This window comes from Vibrio superstes, assembly GCF_003569005.1.
Classification (GTDB): Bacteria; Pseudomonadota; Gammaproteobacteria; order Enterobacterales; family Vibrionaceae; genus Vibrio; species Vibrio superstes.
The window spans coordinates 72,460-96,301 of the sequence record NZ_BCUR01000002.1 but is presented as its reverse complement, the minus strand read 5'-3'; the positions used below and the strand labels follow the sequence as shown (position 1 = coordinate 96,301).

Annotated in this window: 19 protein-coding genes; 5 read left to right on the top strand and 14 right to left on the bottom strand. The window is 46.1% G+C overall.

All coding sequences use genetic code 11. The features are described 5' to 3' along the window. Positions 1–215: 215 nt before the first annotated feature. The 3 genes from acs to D5I41_RS07605 form a co-directional block, all read right to left on the bottom strand. Positions 216–2,165 (bottom strand): acetate--CoA ligase, encoded by a 1,950-nt coding sequence (acs, locus tag D5I41_RS07615; RefSeq protein ID WP_119009320.1) that lies wholly within the window; start codon positions 2,163–2,165, stop codon positions 216–218. Positions 2,166–2,357: 192 nt separating this feature from the next. Then, positions 2,358–2,990, bottom strand: a complete 633-nt coding sequence (locus tag D5I41_RS07610) for a 3'-5' exonuclease (RefSeq protein ID WP_119009319.1) — start codon at positions 2,988–2,990, stop codon at positions 2,358–2,360. A gap of 2 nt (positions 2,991–2,992) precedes the next feature. Next, complete coding sequence (locus D5I41_RS07605; protein ID WP_119009318.1) at positions 2,993–4,813, bottom strand: DUF294 nucleotidyltransferase-like domain-containing protein; 1,821 nt, start codon at positions 4,811–4,813, stop codon at positions 2,993–2,995. A 173-nt stretch (positions 4,814–4,986) separates the two neighbouring features. Between D5I41_RS07605 and D5I41_RS07600 the strand changes: the two genes are divergently transcribed. Both D5I41_RS07600 and D5I41_RS07595 read left to right on the top strand, forming a co-directional pair. Further along, a complete protein-coding gene (locus D5I41_RS07600; RefSeq protein WP_119009317.1) occupies positions 4,987–6,171 on the top strand; it encodes a 3-phenylpropionate MFS transporter in 1,185 nt (394 codons plus the stop codon). A gap of 377 nt (positions 6,172–6,548) precedes the next feature. Beyond that, the gene (locus D5I41_RS07595) at positions 6,549–10,016 is read left to right on the top strand and encodes a hybrid sensor histidine kinase/response regulator (protein ID WP_119009316.1); all 3,468 of its coding nucleotides are present in this window, start codon (positions 6,549–6,551) and stop codon (positions 10,014–10,016) included. Here D5I41_RS07595 and D5I41_RS07590 read toward each other — a convergent pair. From D5I41_RS07590 to aspA, 7 genes are all read right to left on the bottom strand, one after another. Next, on the bottom strand, positions 9,986–10,468 hold the full coding sequence (locus tag D5I41_RS07590) for a hypothetical protein (RefSeq protein WP_119009315.1): 483 nt from the start codon (positions 10,466–10,468) through the stop codon (positions 9,986–9,988). The two genes, D5I41_RS07595 and D5I41_RS07590, sit on opposite strands and share 31 nt — an antisense overlap. Before the next feature lie 141 nt (positions 10,469–10,609). Continuing rightward, positions 10,610–12,337, bottom strand: a complete 1,728-nt coding sequence (locus D5I41_RS07585) for a sodium:solute symporter family protein (protein WP_119009314.1) — start codon at positions 12,335–12,337, stop codon at positions 10,610–10,612. A gap of 12 nt (positions 12,338–12,349) precedes the next feature. Continuing rightward, positions 12,350–12,613: a DUF4212 domain-containing protein gene (locus D5I41_RS07580; RefSeq protein WP_017027312.1), complete on the bottom strand. Its 264-nt coding sequence runs from the start codon at positions 12,611–12,613 to the stop codon at positions 12,350–12,352. A gap of 239 nt (positions 12,614–12,852) precedes the next feature. After that, positions 12,853–13,488, bottom strand: coding sequence for a response regulator transcription factor (locus D5I41_RS07575; protein ID WP_119009313.1), 636 nt, complete (start codon positions 13,486–13,488; stop codon positions 12,853–12,855). A 159-nt stretch (positions 13,489–13,647) separates the two neighbouring features. Further along, positions 13,648–15,441, bottom strand: a complete 1,794-nt coding sequence (locus D5I41_RS07570) for a protein-disulfide reductase DsbD (protein ID WP_119009312.1) — start codon at positions 15,439–15,441, stop codon at positions 13,648–13,650. Between the two features lie 152 nt (positions 15,442–15,593). Next, complete coding sequence (locus D5I41_RS07565; protein ID WP_119009311.1) at positions 15,594–16,901, bottom strand: anaerobic C4-dicarboxylate transporter; 1,308 nt, start codon at positions 16,899–16,901, stop codon at positions 15,594–15,596. A gap of 131 nt (positions 16,902–17,032) precedes the next feature. After that, on the bottom strand, positions 17,033–18,469 hold the full coding sequence (gene aspA, locus D5I41_RS07560) for an aspartate ammonia-lyase (protein ID WP_119009310.1): 1,437 nt from the start codon (positions 18,467–18,469) through the stop codon (positions 17,033–17,035). A 337-nt stretch (positions 18,470–18,806) separates the two neighbouring features. Here aspA and D5I41_RS07555 point away from each other — a divergent pair, with 337 nt between their 5' ends. Then, positions 18,807–19,301 (top strand): FxsA family protein, encoded by a 495-nt coding sequence (locus D5I41_RS07555; protein ID WP_119009309.1) that lies wholly within the window; start codon positions 18,807–18,809, stop codon positions 19,299–19,301. A gap of 21 nt (positions 19,302–19,322) precedes the next feature. Here the strand turns inward: D5I41_RS07555 and trmL are convergent, their stop codons facing one another. From trmL to D5I41_RS07540, 3 genes are all read right to left on the bottom strand, one after another. Further along, entirely contained in the window at positions 19,323–19,799 is a 477-nt protein-coding gene (gene trmL, locus D5I41_RS07550; protein WP_119009308.1) for a tRNA (uridine(34)/cytosine(34)/5-carboxymethylaminomethyluridine(34)-2'-O)-methyltransferase TrmL, read from the bottom strand. 75 nt (positions 19,800–19,874) lie between these two features. Beyond that, the gene (cpxA, locus tag D5I41_RS07545) at positions 19,875–21,245 is read right to left on the bottom strand and encodes an envelope stress sensor histidine kinase CpxA (protein WP_119009307.1); all 1,371 of its coding nucleotides are present in this window, start codon (positions 21,243–21,245) and stop codon (positions 19,875–19,877) included. Beyond that, positions 21,242–21,928, bottom strand: a complete 687-nt coding sequence (locus D5I41_RS07540) for a response regulator (RefSeq protein WP_119009306.1) — start codon at positions 21,926–21,928, stop codon at positions 21,242–21,244. The genes cpxA and D5I41_RS07540 overlap by 4 nt, the downstream gene beginning before the upstream one ends. A 175-nt stretch (positions 21,929–22,103) precedes the next feature. Between D5I41_RS07540 and D5I41_RS07535 the strand changes: the two genes are divergently transcribed. Continuing rightward, complete coding sequence (locus D5I41_RS07535; protein ID WP_119009305.1) at positions 22,104–22,613, top strand: Spy/CpxP family protein refolding chaperone; 510 nt, start codon at positions 22,104–22,106, stop codon at positions 22,611–22,613. Between the two features lie 53 nt (positions 22,614–22,666). Here D5I41_RS07535 and D5I41_RS21215 read toward each other — a convergent pair whose 3' ends face one another. Then, entirely contained in the window at positions 22,667–22,819 is a 153-nt protein-coding gene (locus D5I41_RS21215) for a DUF5363 family protein (RefSeq protein WP_162892814.1), read from the bottom strand. 89 nt (positions 22,820–22,908) lie between these two features. Between D5I41_RS21215 and fieF the strand changes: the two genes are divergently transcribed. After that, on the top strand, positions 22,909–23,817 hold the full coding sequence (gene fieF, locus D5I41_RS07530) for a CDF family cation-efflux transporter FieF (protein ID WP_119009304.1): 909 nt from the start codon (positions 22,909–22,911) through the stop codon (positions 23,815–23,817). Positions 23,818–23,842: the final 25 nt, after the last annotated feature.

Genomic DNA, 23,842 nt, shown 5'->3' with positions numbered 1-23,842 from the left:
TAATCACCAGTAGTGAGAGAAGAGTTAGCTGTGACCTAATGTTGGGTCAATGTTAAATCGGCTAAAAAATCTTCACGTAATGAATATAGGCTAACTGTCTATTTTCATTATGTTTAATTTGTAACCGTGTTTAAACAAAAAAGCCGTCACGATGTGACGGCTAATGGTTTTGAAGCAAGTGGTTAAACCAGTTCTGGGACAGTTCTAAACCAGTTCTAAACCAGTTCACCTTTTTCTGAAATGAGTTTCTCAACCACACTTGGGTCTGCCAAAGTAGAGGTATCTCCCAAATTACTGGTATCGCCTGTTGCGATCTTCCTTAGTATTCTTCGCATAATCTTACCTGAGCGAGTCTTAGGAAGAGAGTCTGTCCAGTGCAAAGTATCAGGTACCGCGATAGGACCAATTTCTTTTCGAACCCAATCCTTCACCTCTTTGTGTAGCTCTGCGCTTGGGTATTCACCCGCATTTAGAGTGATATAAGCGTAAATGGCCTGACCTTTGATGTCATGAGGAACGCCGACAATCGCCGCTTCCGCAATCTTATCGTGTGCGACTAGCGCTGACTCCAGCTCCGCAGTCCCCATTCGGTGACCTGAAACATTGAGTACGTCATCGACACGACCGGTAATCCAGTAATAGCCATCTTCATCTCGCCTTGCGCCATCACCCGTAAAGTACATGCCTTGGAAGGTTGAGAAGTAGGTTTGCTCAAAGCGGTCATGATCTCCATAAACAGTGCGCATTTGTCCCGGCCAAGAATCTAGGATGACTAGGTTTCCGGAGGCTTCACCCTCTATGAGGTTCCCCATATTGTCTACTAGTGCGGGCTGTACACCAAAGAATGGGCGAGTTGCGGAGCCTGGTTTTAGCTCAGTTGCGCCTGGCAATGGAGTAATCAGTATTCCACCTGTTTCTGTTTGCCACCATGTATCTACGATTGGTGACTTCGCGTCACCTATGGTGTTGTAATACCACTCCCATGCCTCAGGGTTGATAGGCTCACCCACCGAACCCATAATACGAAGGCTATTACGATTGGTTCCTTGAATGGCTTCGTCGCCTTTTGCCATTAATGCGCGGATGGCTGTTGGGGCAGTGTAGAGAATGGTGACTTGGTGCTTGTCGACGACTTCACTCATACGGCTGGTATTTGGGTAGTTTGGTACACCTTCAAATAGTATGGTTTTCGCGCCGTTGGCCAAAGGTCCATATACCAAGTAAGAGTGGCCAGTGATCCAACCTACGTCAGCAGTACACCAGAACACGTCATCGGGCTGGTAATCAAACACGTACTTGAAGGTCATAGTGGCATACACTAGATAACCCCCAGTGGTATGCAGTACGCCCTTTGGTTTACCAGTAGAGCCAGAGGTGTATAAGATAAACAGCGGGTCTTCAGCGTTCATTTCTTCAGGTGGGCAGTTGGCGTCGACGTTAGCCACGGCATCATGCCACCAAACATCCACATCAGCGTTCCAATCAACATCAGCGCCCGTGCGCTGGAATACAATCACCTTGCTAATGGTGGTGACGTTAGGGTTACGAAGCGCTTCGTCCACATTCTTCTTCAGAGGGACAGCGCGACCACCACGAACACCTTCATCGGCAGTAACAACAAGCTTGGCATCAGAGTCGTCAATACGACCAGCAAGCGCCTCTGGAGAGAAGCCACCAAACACAACAGTGTGCACTGCGCCTATGCGCGTACAGGCTAACATTGCAACGGCTGCTTCAGGCACCATTGGCATGTAGAGACACACGACATCGCCTTTTTTTACGCCCTGAGCCTTTAAAGCGTTAGAGAATAAGCAGACTTCTTTATGCAGTTCATTGAAGGTAAGGGTTTTGTCATCGGCAGGGTCATCGCCCTCCCAAATGATAGCGACTTCATCACCACGCTCGGCAAGATGGCGATCGATACAGTTCGCTGACACGTTCAATGTTCCGTCCTCAAACCACTTGATACCCACATGGCCAGTATCAAAAGAGGTTTCCTTGACCTTAGTGAAGGGTTTAATCCAGTCGACGATCTTGCCATGCTCTGCCCAGAATATTTCTGGATTTTGAACGGACTGTTGATACATGCTTAGGTAGGTATCGTTGTCTGCATGGGTAACGGATTTGATGTTCTGTTTAACTGGATAAATGTGGGCTTCACTCATTGCTGATCTCCTTGTGAACTCTGCCGCTATTAGTTGTGACAGTCGCTCAATATCTGACGGTCTGTTAGGCATTTCGAGGTAACTGTTATAACTCTCTATTACCTGCGGAATTTCCACAATTAGACTTTAGGATGAGAAGGTAACTATCGCTGTGAAATTAAAGGGTTATTTCGATAACTGAGAACTCAATCGCTACTTAATATGTGGCATATTGAGACTTGGCAGGTCGCCTTTAGTGAGACGAACGAATACCAGCGCAGCAGTGATGGCATCTTGAAGCGCGTTGTGCTGGTCACGAATGGGCAGGTCTAAATGTCGACAAATAGCCTCTAGGCTAAGGTCGAAATAGGCGTTTTGTAGATGTTTTTCCAGCTTCTGCTGATAGATATGGCTTACCTCTATGATGGTATTCGGCAGAGGAAACCCAAAATGCTTCTTGAATGCAATATCGAGAATTCGCTTATCGTAGCGAATGTGGTATCCCACGATGGGGCGGCTACCAATAAAGTCGAGCAGCTGCAGTAAGGCCTCTTTCTCTTCCAATCCGTCACCAAGGTCTTGATGGCGGATTTGATGGACCTTGATGGAATTCTCATCCAATGATTGGGGTGCCTTGAGTTTGACATGAAAGGGGGTGCTAGTAATGACGCGATTATTGATGATCTTGGTGGCGGCAATAGTCACCAGCTCGGCTCGTGTTGGTTCTAGGCTGGTGGTCTCGCAGTCGATAGACACGTACTCACTGCTATCAGACTCTGAAAATAGAGATTGAAAAGGGGAGCCCTTTAGTTTCCAGTGCCAATAGTGTCTCGTCAGCCAATTCATAGTCAGTCTCTGATCTGATAATGGTAGCTGAGGAACTGTTTGAACTTCTTCACCACATGAAGACTGTGTCTGAGTAAGTCACGCTCGGTTCTATCCAGCGCATTGAGATCTAGGTTATTGGATGAGTCTTGATGAGCCAGTTGTTGTGCGAGACGGAGTTTGAAGAATAGTTTTAAGGACTCGCTGAGATTATCCGCAGTATCATCTTCGAGGCAGCCTAATTGATGCAGGGCTTCGATTCTTTCAAAGGTATTGCGCTGACGAAGGTCGTGCTCCAGTGCGAGCGCGCGAATGCCATGAACAATGGAGAATATCCCCCCTTGCTTGATATCCAGCCCTTCCTTACGCGCTTTGACATTACCAAACAGAGTTAGAGGCACTGAGAACTGCAGGGCAGGTCTAACAAAGTCTGAAAGGGTCAGCATGCGACCAGTGAGCGCGTCGTGCAGAGAATTCAAAACGGGCTCTACTAACCGTTTATTACCTGCGACGGGCAGTGCGTCCGAAAAGATGGCCAGTTGCATCACTGAATCGGCATTACTGACCTCGATCCATTTTGCCACTTTTTTCTTCCACTCGCTTTGGCTAGACACCCAAAGTGGGTTATTAACCATCACCTTACCGGGGCAAAGAGGGTAACCAAGTTCTAGCAGGGTCTCCGTGAACGTATCCATTGTCTGGCCACATTCAGGCCAATCAAATCCATCCTCAAGGATCAGTGCATTATCCTGGTCTGTTTTTAGAACCTGCTCTCCACGGCCTTCTGAGCCAAGAACGAGCAGACAACAATGCTGTTGCGCGTCCTCGGGAACGATTAATTGGAAGGCTTTCTCAATGATTTGCTCGTTGAGTACAGAAATAAGCTCCATGATAAACCGAGTACGGATGCCATTAATCAGTAGGCTTTTAACAAAATCATGTTGCCTCTGAGAGGCTTGAGCCAGTTCATCTATATTTTTAGCTCTAGCAATGCTCAAACTAAGGACGTGAGAATGAGAAGAAAAAGCACTTAGGATCTGGGTCAGATCTAGCATTCCTACTGCTTTCTTTTCATTAACCACCATCACTCGCTTCATCTTATTTCTAGTCATGGTGAGCATGGCATTAAATACAAAGTCGCCCTCATGCACCTCAAATACAGGAAACGTTGAGATCTCGGACACTGGCGTTTGCATGCTTTTTTCTTCGAGCACCACTGAATGCAAGAGGTTGGTGCGGGTAACAATGGCATACGGAGATTGGTAAGGATGCTGCTCTATACGTGGATCGGTATCAGAGAGTTTCACTAAGGCTGCGTCGATATCGTCACTATTTAAAAGCGCTGTGGCTTCTTTTATTGAGGTATCTGGGGTCAACACTAATGGAGGGTGATAGATAGAGTCGTCGACCTTGGTCAGAATGAACTCAGCCAGATTTTGCTGCTTCTTGGCGTCCTTGATGAGTTGCTGGCGCTTGGACAGACTGCTATCGAAGTACTCGGCAAACGATTGATTACTATTGAATAAAGAGAGGAATACCTCACTGGGCAACAGATAACACAGCACGTCTTCTAGCGCGATGTACTGATGACGAACCTTTCCTTCAAACAATGACCGCACATCAAATAAGTCGTCGTGACCATAATGAGCAAAGACTTCTTGTTGATACTTCTCTTCGACCGAACCTTTTATCAACACGAACAAGTGTGTTGTCGATTGCCCAGCATCGAGAAGAATATCTCCAGCTCTAAAATAGGCAATATCTAAAGACGACTTTAACTGCTCGACCTCTCGAGGTGTGAGGCGGTCAAAGGGAGGGTGTTGTGTATTAAATTTTTCAGGCATGAAGACTTAATCCTTTGGCGACAAACCCTAACCCTACTAGTGTGACAAATCCTCAAATAAGCTCCAGACGACTTTGGTCTAATAGGGAAAAGGTGAAATTGAAGTTATCCCTTTTTATTCCACTGGGTTCACTTCATAATTGCCGCGAATATTGTTTAATCTAGGACAGTTTGATGTTGAAACCCTCTCCATACGCGTGGCTATCTCAGTATTTCCTGGGGTTCTTTTTTGCCTATGGCGTTTATCTCCCATTCTGGGCGCTTTGGTTTAAAGACCAAGGAGTTTCTGCCTCAGATATCGGCCTATTGCTTGGTATAGCCTTTGCTACCCGATGCGCCGCAAACCTTATTATTACTCCTCGAATTCATAAAATAGAGCACTTGATGCCCGCACTTCGGGTACTCAGCCTAGCTTCGCTCGCTTTCATTGCGTTTCACTTTTTTACGGGTGGAAGTTTCTGGTTGATGGCGGTAGCCACCATCCTGTTTAACGCCTGTTGTGGACCGATTATTCCTATTTCTGATGCAATGGCCAATCACTATGCTCGCTTGAAGATGCTCGACTATGGTCGAACTCGCTTATGGGGATCGATTGCCTTTATTGCAGGCTCAACGGTAGTGGGTTTCCTTGTTGCAAACTTTGGTATTGATTTCATTGTCTATACCGCGTTAGCGGGCATTGCCTTCTCTATCGTGGCCTCAATGCGCAATCCAAACCCAATGCCTGTAACCCAGGGCAACGTTAAATCGGTCAGACCTAAGCTAAGCAGTTTGCTCCGTGAATGGTCGGTGATTAAGTTCATTGGCTTGATTGCCCTTATTCAGGGAAGCCATGCAGCCTATTACGGTTTTAGTACCATCTATTGGAAAGATGCAGGTTACAGTGCCGATATCATTGGTTACTTGTGGAGTCTTGGTGTTGTGGCTGAGGTATGTATCTTTGCTTTCAGCAACCGTTGGTTCGGTAAGTGGACGTTGCGTTCTCTATTTTTGGTCGCTTCTGTGGGTGTCATTGTGCGTTGGGGTCTAACGGCATCAACCACCATGTTATTCGCATTGGTACTTATTCAATTGCTACACGGTGTTACCTTCGCACTGGCTCATATTGCGGCAATTCGATACATCCAAGACTCTGAGCAACATAAGATGGTGGCGCTGCAAGCTCTCTACAATGCCATCCCTCTGGGTATTGTTATGGCGACAATGACGGCGCTGAGTGGCTGGGGTTATGAGCTTTGGGGATCAAATGTTTTCTGGGTTATGGCCGGTATGGGTGTGTTGGCTATGTTTGTTAAACTGGACCCTCAGAAAGGGAATGTTGAAGAAGTGGGGATTGAGCCACAAAAACAAGCTAACTAATTGAGCTACAAAGCGATCTTTGACTAGTCTTATAGCATCTAAATCTATGTGTTCTTACTAGGGTCTGTTGACCTTTTGAGGTTATTTTTGTAGCGATTTGTTGGGTATTAATACAAGGCAGTCGCTTTTAGGTGTGGTGGTTCCACATGAAAAGTGACTAACGCGGTAGAAATGCCCAACAAAGCGCTACCCGAAGGGCTCGTCCAGAAGCCATTTACTCTTCGTTCAGCGACTCTTGCTTAGATGACTAGGCGGCAAGTCCCTCGCCTTGATTAAATGGCTTCTGGTCGAGCAAAATTTAATCGCAAAAGGTCAACAGACCCTAATAGAATAGTGAATTAGATGCATTCAAAAATAAGACTGGTTAAGGATTGTTTATGCAAGGATGGGTTGTCGTTCCCGCGTCGCTACTCTACTTAGTACTGCTTTTTTTAGTAGCATGGTACGGGGATAAACGTCCTCAATGGCTGGTCTCTTGGCGTCCTTGGATTTACAGCCTTTCTATTGCGGTTTATTGCACCTCTTGGACGTTCTTTGGCACCGTAGGCCAAGCCGCCAATAATCCTTGGGCATTCCTGCCTGTTTATCTCGCCCCTATCATCGTATTTGTCTTTTTTTGGCGCGTCCTAGCACGCATGATTTTGGTGGCAAAGCGCGAACATATTAACTCGATTGCAGACTTTATTGCTGCTCGCTACGGTAAATCTCAAGGTTTAGCAGTATTCGTCACCCTGATCTCTGTCGTCGGTATCTTGCCTTATATCGCATTGCAGATGCGTGGCATCATGATGGGGATTGAGCTTGCCGCCCCAGAAGTATTAGGTGAGGGGGGGAATCAAAAATATCTCGTCTCTTGGTTGATGGTGGCTGCCCTTGCTACTTTTACCGTGCTATTTGGTACACGCCATATTGATAACACAGAGCATCACCGTGGAATGATGATGGCTATCGCTTTCGAATCCATCGTTAAGCTGGTGGCCTTTTTGTTTGTCGGCATATTTGTCATGTTTGTGGTGCTACAGCGAACGGATATAGAGCTTTGGCAAGTAGCAAAGCAAACCTATGAATCTCCCAATATACCCACCTTATTGATCCACACCCTTTTGACCATGATGGCTATCTTCTGTCTTCCCAGGCAGTTCCATACCACTGTGGTTGAGAATGAGCGTGCCCATGATTTGCATACCGCAAGGCGAGTCTTTCCTGCTTACTTGATGTTGATGGGGCTATTTGTGCTTCCTATCGCTTGGGTCGGTTCTAGTTTATTGCCCGCTAGCCCTGCGGACAGCTACGTCATTAGCTTACCCCTGGCATTAGGTGCAGATAGTGTTGCTTTGTTTGCCTTTATTGGAGGGGTTTCCGCGGCAAGTGGCATGGTGATCGTATCCACGATTGCTTTGGCTATCATGGTGTCCAATGACCTCGTAATGCCATTGCTTTTGCGCAGAATGAAGTTATCTCAACATAACTTTAGGCATTTTTCTGGGCGCTTATTAGTGATTCGCCGAATCCTGATTGTCATGCTGATTGTCGGCGCGTGGTTCTTTTATCAAGTGCTGGATAGCATAGGTAGTTTGTCTGCGATTGGATTCCTTTCTTTTGCGGCTGTCACCCAATTTGCCCCAGCGTTGCTGGGAGGAATGTATTGGCGACACGGCAATCGCAATGGGGTTTACGTTGGCTTGGTAGTAGGCTTTGTTCTCTGGCTTGTTACCCTGATGAGCCAAACCGGCATTCTAGCTGGAGATGCGGGAAACAATGTTCTTATCTGGATGATTTCACCACCAGAGTTATTGGCAAGCCTAGATATTAAAAACTCTGACTGGGGCATGTTGCTCAGTATCAGTGCCAACAGTGTGTGTTATGTAGTGGTGTCGATACTAACGCGCCCCAATATTAGTGAGCGCTTACAATCCGCGGCTTTTGTTGGCTCGCCATTACCTGAGTCAGACAATATTAGCCTGTACCAAAGTCGGGTTACCGTTGCAGAGCTAGAGCTGGTGGCCTCTAAGTTTGTTGGTAGACATAGGGTTCGTAGCGCCTTTAACCAGTTTTGGAGTCAGCAAGAAGAAGTGCTAATGCCCAATCAATATGCCCCCTCAACCCTGATAAGGCATACCGAGCGCGTTCTGGCTGGGGTATTTGGTGCATCATCAGCTAAGTTAGTGCTTACTTCCGCCCTGCAAGGTAAAAACATGCAGCTTGAAGAGGTGGCGACCATAGTCGATGAGGCGTCAGAGCTGTATGACTTTAGCCGTAGCCTATTGCAAGGCGCCATTGAGCACATCGAGCAAGGAATTGCAGTAGTTGATAAGCAACTGAGGCTGGTGGCATGGAATCAGCGTTACTTGGAATTGTTTGAGTTCCCACCGGGATTAATACAGGTGGGCAGGCCTATTGCAGATGTTATCCGTCATAACGCAGAGAAAGGACTGTGTGGGCCAGGAGAGCCAGAGCTTCATGTTCAGCGCCGACTTGAGCATCTACGAAGAGGTACTCATCACACATCCTCCCGTCAGCGCGCAGATGGACGAGTCATCGAAGTGCAAGGCAATCCGATGCCCAGTGGCGGATTTGCGATGAGTTTCAGTGATATTACGGTTTACCGTCAGGCAGAGCAGGCGCTAAAGGATGCGAATGTTACCCTCGAAGAACGGGTACAAGAGCGAACCCATGAGCTAGAGCAATTGAATCGACAGCTCACCATCGCAACCCAGCGTTCGGAGCAAGAATCACAATCTAAATCTCGCTTCCTTGCTGCCGTTAGTCATGACTTAATGCAGCCTTTAAATGCGGCTCGTCTGTTTACTTCATCACTGTCAGAGGTGGCTAAAGACGCTGAAACACAGCAAGTGGCGCGCCATATAGAAAGTGCAATGGAAGCGGCTGAGGTACTGATCAGTGACCTACTGGACATTTCTCGCTTGGAATCTGGAAAACTAGAGGCCAAGGTGAAGTCCTTTGCCTTAAGTGAGGTGTTGTTCAACCTTGATGCTGAGTTTGGTGTTATTGCCGAGGAGCAGGGCATCAATTTTAGAACGGTACCCACGTCGTTATTTGTTGAGTCCGATCCTAAGTTATTGCGCAGGGTAATCCAGAACTTCTTAACCAATGCCTTTCGATACAGTCCTCAAGGGAAGGTTGTACTGGGAGCGCGAAGAGAGGGTAACACTCTTTCCATTCAGGTCTGGGATAACGGAATTGGCGTGGAAGAGGATAAGCAGCAATTAATATTTGAAGAATTTACCCGCACCAATCAAATCCGCTCTGACAAAGGGCTTGGCTTGGGGCTCGCTATTTCAAAGGGGATAGCTCAACTGTTGGGTCATACAATCTCATTGCGCTCGTGGCCCAGTCGAGGAAGCGTATTTTCTGTCACTGTGCCATTGGCACAGAAGGTAGTTGTTGAGGAGGTTCCTTCAATAGCACCGGTTACAACGGCGATGCCGCTGAGTAATTTGCGAGTGTTGTGTGTGGATGATGAGGTTTCTATTTTGGAAGGTATGGAGCACTTGTTGCAACGCTGGGGGTGCCAGGTGAGATTGGCAACGGATCTAGAGCAGAGTCTGTTGCAGTTGGATAGTCACTGGCAACCTGACGTGATCCTCTCTGACTACCGTTTGGAAAATGGCAGAACAGGCTTACAGGTATTGCAGCACTTCAGACAAGTAATGGGGACAGAGTTTAATGGTGTGATTATCAGTGCGGATAGAACGCCAGATATTGTCGATCAAGTTAAGAGCGAAGGGTTTGAGTTTCTGCCTAAACCCGTTAAGCCATTGAAGCTTCGAACCCTTCTCAATAACTTTGAGCGTCATTTATCTTCGGTGAATAGGGTCTCGTAAACCACAAAGGTGGTTTCAGTCTCTCCGTAGTACAGAGTATCTTCGGCTTGTATGGCAACACGAAGGTTCTTAGTTTCAATATTGCTGACGGGCAATGAGATAGCCCAGTTACGCATATCTGGATTGGTAGGTGTCATCTCTACAGGTTGGCTATCGCCATTTTCGGCCAATGCGACCTTGATGCCCTGAAGTGGAAACTTGGATTTTAGGGTTAAATCTAGGGTGTCTTCAGTGAGCTTCTCTGAGCGAAATTGCACCTTGAATTCACCATTTTCAAAATCACACAATCCACTGGTATAGCGACAATTTGACTTACTGATTAGTTTGTAGCTTTCGCCTTGTTTAGCTGCGTGGGGCTTTTCACTCACGGCCATATCGATACCAAAATAAGTGATTACAGCTAATATAGGGGCAACCAGTAAAGCAACGATAAAGTGTTTATTTTTGAACATTTTTGCATCCTAGCGACAATGTAAAATTCTAGAGAAAGTATCGGTGTTTTATGTTTGAAGTTCTTCTCTTTACAATACTCGACTTACTTGATTAAAAAAGCCCCCGAAGGGGCTTTTGTGGACTAGATTGGATAGATTGTATTAGTGGTCTTGAGCTGAACCTGCTCCTGCTGGAACTCGAACGTGCTCAACAAGGTCTTTCACTTCTTGTGGAGTTTCGGCTGTTACTTTCGATACAGCGAATGCCACGATGAAGTTGAAGGCTGCACCAATCGCACCAAATGCGTTAGGTTCAATGCCTAGGAACCAGTTGCTACCCCAACTTTCTAGGTATTTCCAATCCGCAACAAACAAGATGCCTTTGTGCTGGAATACATAGAACAGAGTGATACCAATACCTGCCACCATACCGGCAATAGCGCCTTCTTTGTTGATGGTCTTGCTGAATATCCCCATCATCAATGCCGGGAAGATGGAGGAGGCGGCCAGACCAAATGCCAGTGCTACGGTACCGGCAGCAAAGCCCGGTGGGTTGAGTCCCAGATACCCCGCTACCCCGATGGCAACCGCCATTGATATCCGACTGGCGAGCAGTTCTTTCTTCTCTGAAATATTGGGGTTTATTACCCCTTTTATCAGATCGTGCGAGATGGAGGAGGAAATAGCCAGTAGTAGACCTGCCGCAGTAGACAATGCCGCTGCAAGACCACCCGCTGCTACTAGAGCAATAACCCAGTTTGGAAGTTTAGCGATCTCAGGGTTGGCTAATACCATGATATCTCTATCTACTTTTAGCTCATTAGTTTCTGCGCTAGAAGTGTATTGGATCGCTCCATCAGCATTTTTATCCTCAAAGCCTAGAAGCCCTGTTTTCTCCCAGTTTCTAAACCAATCAGGGCGCTCGTCATAGACAAGGTTCTGACCAGACGGAAGGTTTACTGTTTCCATTAGGTTTAGGCGAGCCATAGCTGCAACAGCTGGTGCTGTAGTATATAGAATCGCGATAAATACCAATGCCCAACCCGCTGAAGTTCGAGCATCACGTACCTTAGGTACAGTGAAGAAACGGATAATCACGTGTGGTAGACCCGCAGTACCGATCATCAATGACATGGTGTACACAAACATATTGAGGGTATCGCCCCGCACATGCGTCGTGTATTCAGTAAAGCCGAGTTCGGTCACCACCTGGTCAAGCCGGTCGAGTAGATACACATCCGACCCCGTCATGGTACTGCCTAGTCCTATTTGAGGAAGAGCGTGACCCGTTAGTTGTAGAGAGATAAATACTGCTGGAATAGTGTAAGCAAGAATGAGTACGCAGTATTGAGCAATCTGGGTGTAAGTGATGCCTTTCATACCACCCATGACGGCATAGATGAATACAATACACATACCTACGCCAAGCCCGGTTGCGTAGTCCACCTCAAGGAAGCGACCAAATGCAACACCCACCCCTTTCATCTGGCCGATAACGTAGGTTACCGATGCGATGATCAAACATGCTACGGCTACAACGCGTGCTGTTTTGGAGTAAAAGCGTTCCCCGACAAACTCAGGAACCGTGAACTTACCAAATTTACGCAGGTAAGGCGCAAGTAGTAATGCGAGAAGTACATAACCTCCCGTCCAACCCATTAGGAATACTGAACCACCGTACCCCATAAAGGCGATAAGACCCGCCATAGAGATAAATGATGCTGCAGACATCCAGTCAGCTGCTGTTGCCATACCGTTCGCGATTGGGTTCACCCCACCACCGGCAACGTAGAACTCTTTGGTCGTGCCAGCTCGAGCCCATATCGCGATACCGATATAGAGTGCGAAGGTCGCACCTACAACAAGGTATGTAATTGTCTTAAGATCCATCTTTGTAGCTCCCTATTCTTCTACGTTAAATTCGCGGTCAATCTGACGCATCTTCCACGCATAGTAGAAAATAATGCCCAAGAAACAGTAGATGGCACCCTGCTGTGCAAACCAGAAGCCTAACTTATAGCCGCCGATTTGAATTTGGTTGAGTTGATCCACAAATAAAATACCGCAGCCGAATGACACAACAAACCAGATAACCAAAAGGCTAATCATGAGTCGAACATTCTTGCTCCAGTAGGCTTTGGCTCGTTCTTCATTTTCAAACGCCATTGCCGTCTCCTTACACTTGTTTGTTAATAAAATGTTTCAAGCATACGATAGCAGTGGGGTTGTAATAACTCATTTGAACTTTGGTCTTGACGATATTTTTAATTAAGGTCTTTAAAATCAGGGTGTTAATGATATTGCAGGGAAAAGTGTGAAGTTGATTTTGCGCAGTATTAGCCAAAGGTCTAATGCGGAAGTAGGAAATATTGCTTTTATTTATCAATCAAGAGGTTGTCTTGGCATCAAGACTCAACCTCTGATTGCTGCAGTAAGATAACCGCTTGAGTGCGGTTGGTGACACCAAGCTTACGGAAGATAGCCGTCATGTGTGCCTTGATGGTAGCCACAGAGACATCAAGCTCATAGGCAATCTGCTTGTTCAGGAGGCCATCTGCTAGCATTGCCAACACCTTATATTGCTGTGGGGTAAGGGAAGCAAGTTTGTCTGATATGTCACTGTATTGTTCTGCTTGCTTAGCTAGGTCTGCGGGGAAGAATTGATCGCCACTGAGTACCTGATTGAGCGCATTGATAAGGCTTCGCATATCAGTGGATTTAGGAATAAACCCAAATGCGCCGTGACTTTTTACTTGGCTGACAACGGAGGGTTCTTCGCTTGCGGATATGACCACTACAGCAATGTCGGGAAATTCACTGCGCAGCTGCATCAGTCCAGACATGCCATTAGCGCCAGGCATCTTTAAATCTAACAGAACGAGGTCTACGTCTTCCTGTTTGCGAAGCAATTCCAGTAAGGTATCTAGTGATTCGGCTTCTAAAAGATTGGCCCCACTGATCGCCATGTGTACGGACTGAAACAGAGCGTTTCTAAATAGAGGATGGTCATCCGCGATAACAATAGTGTAAGTGGCGTCCATATCACTTTTACCCAAGTATTCATTAGTGGTTTAAGTGATTATTGATGGTTTTATTTTAATGAACAAGATTTGGCCACTAAAACTCTGAGTTGTATCGATATTTATGCGCTTAGGTGGATAAAACGCCCATCAATTGATTTGATGGGCGTCTACTTTTGTTTATAGGTTGAAGCGTTGTAGGTGGTTTAAGAATGGCTCAGCCTTCACAAAACCGGTGAGCCTTGCGGATGGGAGGTGTTCACCCTCGCTGTTCCAAAACTCAATGGTGGGTAATCCAAGTACTCGCATGTGCTCCAGCATCTGAATATCTCTAGGCTGATTTTTAGTGACGTCTGCTTGCAGTAGCACAAAGCCTTTGAGCGTTTGCTCCACGCTAGCTTCATGGAAGGTGTACTTCTCAAACTCTTTACATGCCACACACCAGTCCGCATAGAAATCTAACATCACCGGCTTACCAGCTTGCTTGGCTTTTTCTAGCTCTTGCTGCAGGTCTTGGACGGTCGTCACACGGATAAACTCTATCTCAGATTGTGGCGCCTCAATGGTGCTCTCTAAACCAAGTAGCTTGTTCCATACCGGTTGTGCCGAGCCTATTAAGCCTAGTATCGCGATGATACCTATGAGACTTTGCTTCCAAGTGCCAAACGGCACTTGATTCTTTGCGTGATAGAGCCAAGCAAAGAAAGAAACACCAAGAATCGACCACAGTGCAGAAATCCATTCAGCACTTAGGATTCGTTCAAGGAAGAACAGCGGTGCGGCCAGTAAGACAAAGCCAAATAGGGTCTTTACCTTGTCCATCCACAATCCTGCTTTTGGTAAGAAACGATTGCCAAATACAGCAAGCAGGATTAGGGGGATCCCCATTCCTAGAGCCAACGCATATAAGGTGATCGCTCCGGTGAAAAGGTCTCCTGTTTGTGCTACATACAACAGTGCACCTGATAGCGGGGCGGTGGTACAAGGTGAGCATACCAACCCAGATATCGCTCCCATCGCAAAAGCACCGAACCAACGACCACCTTTTTGCTGGTTGCTTATTTCATTGAGCTTGGTTTGAACACTGCTTGGCAATTGCAGGTTGTATAAACCGAACATAGAGAGAGACAACAACACGAATAGCACACTAATGGTGATCAGCACGGCTGGATGTTGCAGGGCTGCTTGAAATTGCAAGCCGGCAGAGGCAACGATCAATCCAAGTAAGGTGTAGGTGAGGGCCATTCCCTGAACGTAAACAAAAGAAAGTGCCAGTGCGCGGGCAGTGGACTGCTTGCCATTACCCAAAACGATGCTGGTCAAAATAGGGTACATGGGTAACACGCAGGGAGTGAAAGCCAGCCCTATGCCTAGCAGCAAAAAGATCAAAGGGGTCCACATCGAATCACCGAGCATCGCTGCCATATCGCTCTCGCTTTTGGGTAGCGATGATCCTGACGGTGAATCAGCAGTACTGGTGGTATTGTCTAATTGTGTATTTTCAGAACCAGCAATGGGTTCAAGATCAATCACCTTTGTTTCAGGCGGATAACAGAATCCAGCCTTGGCGCATCCTTGATACTGAACAATGAGCTGGGCATTTTTGCTTTGCTCTATGATTGGCACGGTAATAGTGACAGGTTCGGTATAGATATTGACTAGGCCAAAAAACTCATCTTCATAAGGTGTCCCTTCTTTTAAAGAGATCTCACCTAAAGTGGCATTTTCTGCGCTGACATCAAATCGAGATTGATAGAGGTAGTAGCCATCGGTGACTTGCCATGTGAGTCGTACCTGTTTTCCTTGCTGAACGAAATCAAACGGGAAGGCTTGCTCAACTCGCAAAAAGCTAGGCTGACCAAAACTTGGTTGTTCAAATCCGCTCTGAATCGGTGAGCTCGATTCACTGTTGAACGAGGCAACGGCGGCCTGAGAAAAGCAAAGCAATAAAAATGAGAGTAAAACGGTGCGCATAGTGTCCGGCAATTTATGATTCAGATAACTAGTAGACCTGATAGTAGCGGATTAAGTTTCGTTCGCCTACACAGTGTTGGTGGATCTGAGTGATTGTAATTGGCAATAAAAAAGGGGCACAAATAGCGCCCCAAGAGAGTTAGTAGTGATATTTAGATAAAGAAGCTACCAAATACAAAGCCTAAGGTTACGGCTGTTGAAATGGTGGCAACACCGGGCAAGAAGAATGGGTGGTTAAATACATATTTACCGATTCGAGTTGAACCAGTGTCATCCATCTCAACCGCCGCCAATAGTGTTGGATAGGTTGGCAGTACAAACAGAGCACTAACCGCGGCAAAAGATGCCACTGCCGTTAGCGGCGCAACACCAATAGCCAAAGCTGCAGGCATAAGTGCAACTGTGGTTGCACCTTGCGAGTATAGAAGCATAGAGGCAAAGAATAGTACTAGTGCTAGCATCCACGGGTAATCAGCAAGAAGTGACCCCGCAAACTCTTTAATGTCATTCACGTGCGCGTTAACAAAGGTAGAACCTAACCAAGCAACACCAAGTACACATACACACGCAGTCATACCTGAGCGGAAGGTTGCAGCTGCCGGGATCATTGCCGCATCAATCTTAGTGGTTAGTACAATCACTGCTGCAGCGCCCAGCATAACGGTCATGATGGCTTCGTTGCGACCCAGGGTTGGGTTTTCAATCAGACCCACAGAGCCTGAAATAGCTGCGGCATACAAGACCACAAATACGATGGCACCTAGGAAGATGTAGGTTGCACGTTTTGCGGTAGGTAAAATCTCGCGTCTTTCACCTGTGCTAAGTTTGATCAGACCTTGCTCTAGACGCTCCTGATAAACAGGGTCATCTTTTAGTGGGCAACCAATAAAGTTAGCAACGAAGGCACCAACCATGCAGGCAATGAACGTAGTCGGAATGCAGATAGCCAGTAGTGTTAAGTAACCCACACCTTGAGGCTCCAACATAGCAGCAAAGGCAACAACAGCAGCAGAAATAGGAGACGCTGTGATAGCAATCTGAGAGGCAACTACGGCAATAGAAAGTGGTCGAGAAGGTCGAATGCCTTGGCCTTTTGCTACTTCGGCAATAACCGGAAGTGTAGAGAATGCAGTGTGTCCAGTACCTGCCATCAGCGTCATGACAAAGGTAACGATTGGTGCGTAAAAGGTGATTCGCTCTGGGTGCTTACGCAAGAAGTCTTCGGCTATTTGTACCAACCAATCCATACCACCGGCGACCTGCATGGCTGCGATAGCGGTAATAACCGACATAATAATCAAAATCACATCGATTGGGATGAAGTCTTGGCTAGTTGGAATACCAAGGCCAAGGGAGAGCGCGATGACACCTAAGCCACCCGCTAAACCTATGCCAATGCCGCCAATTCTGGCGCCTAAATATATGAACACTAGAACAACTAACAGTTCTACCATTATCATTTGTTGTTTTCCTTTAATTGGATTTTATTTGGGGGTAATTGTAAACAATCTCAAAGTGGGGGCTTTGAGATTGAGTGTTTAGGAAGGGTAGACTAGACCTAACTAAGTTTCCCTTCCTAATAGAGCCAGACCTAGCTGAAGCGCTTTGCTCTATATTGTGGTTTCATTAGATTCTCAACAGAGAATATATCTTCTAATTCCGCCTCGGTGAGCAGTCCTCTTTCAAGTACTACCTCACGAACATTCTTGCCTGTTTCTGCACAGATCTTACCGACGATGTCACCTTCATGGTGGCCAATATAAGGGTTTAGGTAAGTCACAATACCGATAGAGTTAAATACGTGGCTTTCACACACCTCTTTATTCACCGTGATGCCATCGATGCATTTGTCACGTAGATTTACACAAGCGTTGCTCAAGATGTCTAGGGACTCAAACATGCTTTGGGCAATAACCGGCTCCATTACGTTGAGCTGTAATTGACCGCCTTCTGCAGCAAACGAGATAGTGTTGTCGTTGCCTAGCACCTTAAAGCACACTTGGTTAACCACCTCAGGTACTACAGGGTTAACCTTAGCTGGCATGATTGAAGAGCCTGCTTGAAGCTCTGGCAAGTTGATTTCATTGAGGCCTGCGCGAGGGCCAGAAGACAATAAGCGCAAATCGTTACAGATCTTAGAAAGCTTAACCGCAAGACGCTTTAATGCGCCGTGCATCATTACGTAAGCACCACAGTCTGAGGTGGCTTCGATAAGGTCTTCTGCAGGAACGCACTCTAATCCCGTTACGTCAGCCAGTGCTTTAACCGCAAGTTCTTGATAGCCTTCTGCCGCATTGAGGCCAGTACCGATAGCAGTAGCACCTAGGTTTACTTCTAGTAGTAGCTTGGCAGTGTATTGCAGGTTGCGGATTTCTTCGGCAAGGGTCACTGACCATGCACGAAATTCTTGGCCAACCGTCATAGGCACTGCATCTTGTAGCTGTGTACGGCCCATTTTCAGGATGGTGTTGAACTCTTCGCTCTTAAGATCGAAGGCGCCTTTAAGGTACTCAATAGAGTCAATTAGTTTACTTACGCTGTTGTATACCGCGATACGGAAACCGGTTGGGTAGGCACAGTTGGTTGATTGGCTCTTATTCACATCATCATTTGGGTTGATGATGTCGTATTGGCCTTTTTCCTTGCCCATTAGTTCGAGGGCGAGGTTGGCAATTACTTCATTGGCGTTCATGTTGACTGAAGTACCAGCCCCGCCTTGGAAAACATCAGAAGGGAATTGGTCCATACAGCGGCCTGTTTCTAGAATGACATCACAGGCATCGATAATGTGTTGGGCAACATCGGGTTGAATAACACTGAGTTCTTTGTTGGCAATCGCAGCTGCTTTTTTGGTCATGACCATACCGCGAACGAATTCGGGTACATCAGAGATGGTCGCATTTGAGATATTAAAGTTTTCGATTGCGCGTAGGGTATGAATGCCGTAGTAAGCGTCGGCAGGAACATGGCGTTGGCCAAGGAGATCTTCTTCTATACGAGTTGCTGACAGTGTCGTAGTTGTTGTCATAGCATGGACCTTTATTCATCTTGGTTTTTATCTAAAAGGCGAATGTGAGAGCCTATTAGTTCAATGACCAATTCTGTTTAATGAGTCCATTCAGCAGATATTTATGGTTCTAAAATCAGACTAGATTTTATGTTGTCCAATGATACTGCAATCCACAAAAAAAAATCATAATTTGATCACTTTTGTAGCGGAAAAATAGAGAAGTTTTTTATCATCTGTTTAATTAATTTCTTTCACCAATGAAACTCTGTGCGGGCTTATGCACCTAAAATTATATATCAATTGAGCTTACCCCCTTTTTGCGCGTAAACTGAACATCTAAATTCGAGGAGGATACGTGTTTCCTATTTTATTGTTGTTATTCATCTTGGTGCCAATAGTTGAGATTGGCCTATTTATTCAAGTAGGCGGTTTTCTCGGTGTTTGGACTACGATATTCCTTGTCATCTTGACGGCGCTGATTGGTGCATCACTGGTACGCAGTCAAGGTATTGCGACACTACTTTCTGTACAGTCTCGTCTGCAACAAGGCGAAATGCCTGCTCAACAAATTGTTGAAGGCGTCATGCTGGCAGTCGCTGGTGTGCTTCTGTTGACTCCAGGTTTTATGACTGATGCTTTGGGTATGTTGGTATTATTACCTAAACCAAGGGCTATTATCGCTCAGCAATTAATGAAAAGAGTGCAGGTAAATAGCATGCATTCTGGTTTCCAAGGCCATACGCATTTTGAGCAACGCGGACCGTTTGATAGTCATCAAAAGGATGATGGTAATGTGTTCGAGGGAGAGTTTGAGAAAAAAGACGATCAAGATAAAGACCGTCTTAATTAAGGTTGCTAATCAGGCGCTGTATTATACAGCGCCATCAAATCGCATCTGGCGCCATGCTTCAAACGCAATAATGGCCACTGCATTCGACAAATTCAAAGAACGACTGTCTGCCACCATTGGAATGCGAATCCTTTGCTCCATAGGCATTGATTCGATGAGTTCTGCGGGTAGGCCACGAGTTTCAGGGCCAAACAACAATACATCCCCTTGTTGATAGCTCGCATCGACATGATGACCTGTGGTTTTTGTGGTGCAGGCAAAGATTCGATAATCGCCATCTCGCTCATTTAAGAAATCAATAAACGCTTGATAGTTCTTATGACGCTTAACGCGCGCAAGGTCGTGGTAATCAAGGCCGGCACGTCTTACTTTCTTTTCTTCTAAGTCAAAACCTAGTGGTTCAATAAGGTGCAAGTTGGCACCGCAGTTTGCGCAAAGTCGGATGATGTTGCCGGTGTTCGGCGCGATTTCTGGTTCGTATAAAGCGATGTCAAACATAAGCTGTCATGTATTGATAAATAATGCAGGCAGTATATACCTAAACGTGTTTTAGGTGCACTGCCTGCCATTCACCTAGGCATGAATAGGCAAACTTACTGTCATCTTTAGTCCACCTAATGAGGTGCCACGCTCAGCTTTGATTGTCCCGTTGTGTTGTAAGATGGCGCTTTCAGTAATGGCAAGGCCTAGCCCTGTGCCACCGCTCTCTCTATCTCGAGCGGTTGATACGCGATAGAAGGGACGGAATATGCTTTCAAGCTCATCTTCTGGTACGCCCGGACCATCGTCTTCAACGGTAAACGTTAATTGATGGTCAGATAGTGAAAACTGTACCTCTATCTTAGATTGACCATAGCGAATGGCATTACGCACTATGTTTTCAAATGCGCTGGAAAGCAGTTTTTCGTTACCCACCAAAGTCACTTCGGGAATAGATTGAAAATTTAAGCTTATCTGGCTTTGCTCAGCTTCAAATTGAGCATCTAATAGCATCTCTTCCCATAACGACTGAGCCTGCAATTGCGTTCGATTGTGGTGGCTGTCTATTTGCATGCGTGACAGTCCGAGCAGGTCTTTTATCATCTGCTCCAGCCTCTCTGCTTCCGTTTCTATACGCTCAAGTTCCTTGGACGAGCCTTGCTTTCGCGTTGCAAGAGCATTGGCCATTCTCAAGCGAGTCAGTGGTGAGCGAAGCTCGTGCGAAATATCAGATAAGAGCTTCTGCTGACCCGAGACCATTTGATTAATGGATAGCACCATCTGGTTAAAGCTGGCCCCGGTCTGTTTGAACTCGCTGGTGCCTTGCTCAAGGCTAGGGTCTACCTCAAATTGCCCATGAGTGACTCGCTTGGCTGCGAGCTCGAGCCTTCGAGCAGGGAGGCTCAAGTTCCAAGCGCACAACAAGAGTAATGGGGTGCTCACGACCATGATAAACAGCAACAACTTGAAGGGAGCATCCAAGAACTGATAAAGGAGCGGTGGTGGCGTATTGGTGCTAAAGCCCGCATAGATAACGAAATCACTGCCGCTGATTTGAATGGGGAAGGGACCCGCTACCATAAAGCGCCCGAACAGCTGTTGGCTCGGTTCTGCTGCGTTGATGTATTGGGCTGCCATGCTCTGAAGTGCGTGGCGTCTTGGGCCATGCTCTCTACTGACTAGGGTGCCTTCGTTATCCACTAAGTAAAGACGAAAATCTTTACTACCAAATCGGCGCTCTTCAAGCTTTCTTAAGGTCCGTACCGGATTAGTGCTTTTACTCAGATCATTCTCTACTGCGCTGACTAGGTGAGTTATCTTATCTAGAGAGTCTTTATTGATGGAGTGCGACTTCCTCGGATCGAGCATCTGCAAGCCGATAACAGCAAGTAGCACCAACAAAATGGTGAGCCAAAATATGGCAAAGATGCGCCCGTAGAGGCTATTAAATTTAGGCAGTTTCATTGTGCTGACTCGACAAAGAGGTAGCCTTTGCCTCGCAGAGTTTTAATGCGAGGTTTGCCATCTTTACGTTCAGGAAGTTTTTTTCGCAAATTTGATACATGCATATCTACAGCCCTATCGAAGGCTGCTAAGCGCTTACCTAGAACTTCAAGGCTGATATTTTCTTTAGTGAGTACCTGTCCTGGGTTGCGCAGAAAGTACTCCAGTAGGGCGTACTCTGTGCTCGTTAGGTCGAGAAGTACGTCTTCACAATAGGCTTCTTGAGCGCCAGGGTTTAAAGCAATGTCATCAAAGGTATTGTTTGATGCAGGGGTCGCAGGTGTGTTTTGTGTTCGGCGCAAAATAGCACGGATTCGCGCCAACAACTCTCTATCGCTAAATGGCTTTGGCAGGAAATCATCGGCACCAAGCTCAAGCCCTATAACCCTATCTACTTCTTCCCCTTTCGCGGTAAGGAATAAAACCGGCGTCTGCCAACTCTCCCTAAGCTGTTTTAGCATTTCCATACCACTCATTTTGGGCATCATGATATCAAGAAGAATCAGGTCAATATCTTCATTGACGGCTTCGAGTCCCTCAATACCATTATGAGCTTGTGAAACAGTAAAGCCTTCGTAGGTGAGAATGTCTTCTAGCAGAGCCGTTAGCTCAGTATCGTCATCTACTAATAAAATATGTGGCATCGGGTTCTCACTCTACGGCTGTGTTTAATACTTAGATTGTAAGGCGGATTGTAAAGGGCTTGGATTTGATTTACCTATCTTTACGTTTCGCATACCGCACTTTACATGCCTACTATTATTCTAAATGCATCTGCTGAAAACAGCAGCCTATGTCTAAATTATCGAGGTATATCTCATGGCAATGAATAAAAAATGGTTAGCAGTAGCAATGATGGTTCCACTGACACTAGGCAGTGCATCAGTATTAGCAAATGGTCATAAAGGCGGTGAGAAAGGCCAGAAAGGTGGTCACTCTTGTATGATGCCTATGGACGGTAAAAGTGCATTCCGCGGTTTAGACCTAACTGATGAGCAGAAAGCTGAGCTGAAAACCATTCGTGAAGATGTTCGCACTTCAATGAAAGCCAAAGGCGACTCTAAGCGTCAGATGATGAAAGAGATGAAAGCTCAGGAGCAAGAATTGGTTCTAGCAGCAGACTTTGATGAAGCAGAAGCTCAAAAACTTGCATCATCTATGGTCGCGGAGCGCACGGCTATGCAAGTTGAAAAAATGCGCACTATGCATCGCATGATGAGCGTATTGACTGACGATCAGAAGCAACAACTGGTAGAAAAAAGAGCCGAGCGAGCAGAAAAATGCGAGCAAAAAATGCAGAAGAGAATGTCTAAAAAAGACAGCGAATAATCTGTAAGCAAGGCTGACAGCAGCAAAACAACTAAGCATAGAAAGCGTGGCCGCTATTGGTCGCGCTTTTTGTTTTTATCAGAAGCCTTACTTAGGGAAGGATCAGTGCGATACGGCACGCAACTGCGCTTATTTTCAGGCGTGAGACCTAGATTTAAACACCAATCATCGTAGCGTTTTAGCATTTTTCGTAACCATTTCATCATTTACTAGTCTAGATTCCTCTTTTGTTGTGAATGCACCCATCACTGCTATTTCAGTGTATAATTCGCGCAAACCTTTTTCATTAAAGATTATGAAGCAAGAGTATAAGAAATTAGTCACCATCGCTGCGTGGTCAGCCACAATAGTGGCAACAGTTTTACTTATCGTGAAAATAGCGGTGTGGTGGGTAACAGGCTCCGTTAGCTTGTTGGCGTCAGTAGTGGACTCGTTGCTGGATATTGCTGCCTCCTCCATAAACCTTGTGGTGCTTAGGTATGCTCTGCAACCTGCAGATAAAGAACACACCTTCGGTCATGGTAAGGCTGAGTCCCTCGCGGCACTGGCTCAATCTATGTTTATCTCCGGTTCGGCTCTTTTCTTAGTCCTTAATGGTATCGACCGCTTCTTCCGTCCTCATGAGATTAACCAACCTGAACTTGGCATCTATGTCAGCTTGTTCGCTATGGTAGTGACCTTTGGCTTAGTGACCTTCCAAAAGTACGTAGTAAGACAAACTGGCAGTCAAGCTATTGCCGCGGACTCACTTCACTATCAGTCTGACTTGTATATGAATGCCGCCATTTTGTTGGCATTGGTGTTGAGTATGTACGGCTTAGGACAAGCGGATGCGGTATTTGCAATTGGTATCGGTATCTTCATTTTGTATAGCGCGTTTAAAATGATCGCAGAGGCGGTGCAATCTCTGTTAGATAGACAGCTTCCAGAATCTGAGCTTGTAGAAATTAAGGCAATAGCAATATCGGTAGATAGAGTGCACGGCATTCATCAATTGAGAACACGCTTGTCGGGTCCGACTCGGTTCATTCAACTTCACTTAGAGTTGGATGATCAATTACCTTTAATTGAAGCCCATCGGATTGCTGATGAGGTAGAAGAACGGTTAATGAAGCATTTTGAAGGGTGTGATGTTTTAATCCATCAAGATCCTGTTTCAGTTGTTAACAATGTAGAGCAACACCAGAAGCAACAAGGGTGGTAAGGTGTAAACACTGAATTTTTTAGGA